This window comes from uncultured Maritalea sp. (assembly GCF_937139385.1).
Taxonomy (GTDB): Bacteria; Pseudomonadota; Alphaproteobacteria; order Rhizobiales; family Devosiaceae; genus Maritalea; species Maritalea porphyrae_A.
The window spans coordinates 1-2,534 of sequence record NZ_CAKZPW010000367.1; the positions used below are offsets into that span (position 1 = coordinate 1).

General features: G+C 49.1%; 3 protein-coding genes. 1 reads left to right on the forward strand and 2 read right to left on the reverse strand.

Annotation, left to right across the window (positions count from 1 at the left end; genetic code table 11):
- On the reverse strand, positions 1-409 hold a 409-nt coding region (locus Q0231_RS14840), incomplete at its 3' end, for a membrane dipeptidase (RefSeq protein ID WP_299348652.1).
- Positions 410-553: 144 nt separating this feature from the next.
- On the opposite strand from Q0231_RS14840, the gene hemN reads away from it, so the two are divergent.
- Positions 554-1,903 carry an oxygen-independent coproporphyrinogen III oxidase gene (gene hemN, locus Q0231_RS14845; RefSeq protein ID WP_299348654.1) on the forward strand — a complete coding sequence of 450 codons (1,350 nt, stop codon included), beginning with the start codon at positions 554-556 and terminating at the stop codon, positions 1,901-1,903.
- Here the strand turns inward: hemN and Q0231_RS14850 are convergent.
- Positions 1,900-2,534 (reverse strand): hypothetical protein (locus Q0231_RS14850; RefSeq protein WP_299348656.1); only part of this gene is annotated, 635 nt, incomplete at its 5' end. The two genes, hemN and Q0231_RS14850, sit on opposite strands and share 4 nt — an antisense overlap.

Here is a 2,534-nt window from a genome sequence, read left to right on the forward strand (position 1 = left end):
AAAGGTTCGAAAGGTCCGGAAATATGGCTTCAGCCCCTTCCATGGTCAGCACAGGCGCCATTTTTCCCTTTGCCATAGCGGAGCGGATGTCTTTGACGGAACGGCAAATTTCAACCTTTCCATTTGAGGCGGCCGCAATATCACGCAGCAAGGTAATCATGTTCATAGTGTAGTCGCGGGCGAATTCTTGTCCCGGGGTCGTGCGGAAAGACTTGCCATCTTCTGGCGGAATAAACATGGCAAATAATCCGCCTGCAAAGCCACCACTCTGGGCAGATTGCATATCGATATGCTGGCCAGCGCGGGGCTCAAAAAACGCCTCTACTGAATTGTCGGGGCACTCTTCGATGAGCTTGAGCAAAATGTCGTTATGGCCATCAAAAATTGGAATTTGTGGGGTGTTTGTCATAAATATCCGGAAAAGATAGTGAGTGATTTGTTTGTGATTGTTGCACGGTGATTGGTGGTTGCCAATGCGCAATTGTTTTGATTTCGATCAAGGTAGAATGTGTTTGGATCAATAATGTGGCACCCATCAGAGATAGGGATTTTGATGGACCACGCAATCATCGAGAAATATGCAGCACCTGTGCCGCGTTACACGAGTTATCCAACTGCGCCACATTTTTCGAGCGAAGTTGATAATGCTACTTATTCGTCTTGGGTTGAGGCGCTGGGCGAGGGGGACCGTCTGTCGCTTTATGTCCATATCCCATTCTGCGATCGTCTTTGCTGGTTCTGCGGGTGTAACACAAAGCAAACGCTCAAATATGCCCCGGTTAAATCTTATATGAAACGGGTGCACAAAGAGATTGAGATGATCGCAAAATTGGTGAAGCCGGGTGCACGCGTGACTGCCGTTCATTTGGGTGGAGGGTCGCCGACTTTGCTTGAGCCGGACGATCTGGAGATGCTGGGTAAAAAATTGCGCGCCGCCTTTGCGTTTGCAGATGACGCGGAGATTTCAATTGAAATTGACCCAAGCGATGTTACGCCTGAAAAGATTGAAGGCATGGTCGCCTTTGGCATGACCCGCGCTTCGATCGGCGTGCAAGATTTCTCAGAAAAAGTGCAGGAAGCAATCAATCGCCCGCAGAGCTTTGAACTTACACGTGACGTCGTATTTGCATTGCGTGATGCGGGGATCAAATCCATCAATTTAGATGTGCTCTATGGTTTGCCGTTTCAAACGACTGAGCGGTTGATGGAGACGATTGATAAAACAACTTCTTTGCGACCTGATCGCATCGCCTTGTTTGGCTATGCCCATGTGCCGTGGATGAAAACTCATCAGAAGATGATTGATGAGGACGCCTTGCCCGACACAATAGAGCGGTTTGAACATGCCATGATGGCCGGGGACCGACTAGCGGACGCAGGGTATGATCGGATCGGTTTTGACCATTTCGCCTTGCCTTCAGATTCTAAGGCGAAAGCGGCGGCGGACGGGCCGTTGCGCCGCAACTTCCAGGGCTACACGGTTGATAATTCTGATGCATTGATTGGCTTTGGTGGTTCAGCCATTGGGCAAACGAAAAACGGCTATGTGCAAAACATTGTTGCCACAGGGCAGTATCAAGCTGCCATCGACAGTGGTGACCTAGCAATTGCCAAGGGTTTTGAATTGTCAGATGTGGACAGGGCACGCGGATGGGTGATTGAGAAACTCATGTGCGATTTCAAGTTCGATGTGGATGAGTTCATACAGCGATTTGGCGATTTGGCTCCAACCATCATGAATGATGCGGGATATATAGCGGCAGCGGATCAAGATGATTTTGTTTACCTTGATCATCAATCGTTTGGCCTGACCAACAAGGGCAAACTGTTTGTACGCGCAATTGCTGCAAAGTTTGATACCTATTTTGGTCAGGGTAACGCTAGGCATTCAAAAGCGGTTTAGCCCGGCTTTTTGATCATCAGCAAAATGGGCAATGCAAACATTCCCCCAATGGCTGCGATCCATAGGGTGTTGGTGATGCCTATCCACATGGAAATTGGGCCCGCCATCAATGCGCTTAACGGTATAACCATTCCAGTTGTAAGCTGAAATGTGGCGTTGGCACGTGCCAATATATGATCTGGCATTTCTCGTTGGCGAAGGCTGATGGCCTGAATGACATAGATGGTCATGAAAAAGTCGCCCGCGAGTTGCTGAAAAGACAAGAACGCGATGCCGAAATCGGGGAAAACGGCTGCCAATGGGATACCAAAATTCGCCAACTGTCCTAAGACCATGGTGACGATTAGAGTGTTTCTTATCCCCAGTTTTTGCGCAAATGGCTTTGCGAACAACGCGCCAAAAAAACCTGAAATGCCACCAAGTGAGATGATTACACCTACAGTAAAGGGGTCGAGGGCCAATGTGCGCAATGCGACGACCATGTAAAGGGTTATGTATATGCCGCCCGCAAGCGTCATCAATGTGCTGGCTGCCAAAAGCGGGCCGACAATTGGGTGTTCAACACAAGACTTGAACCCTAAAATTGCGTCGCGCAAGAGACTGTCATCGGCGTTTTTTTTCGTAGGTGCGG

Coding starts and splice junctions, on each gene's coding strand:
- hemN (WP_299348654.1), top strand. CDS start 554: ATGGACCACGCAATCATCGAGAAATATGCAGCACCTGTGCCGCGTTAC.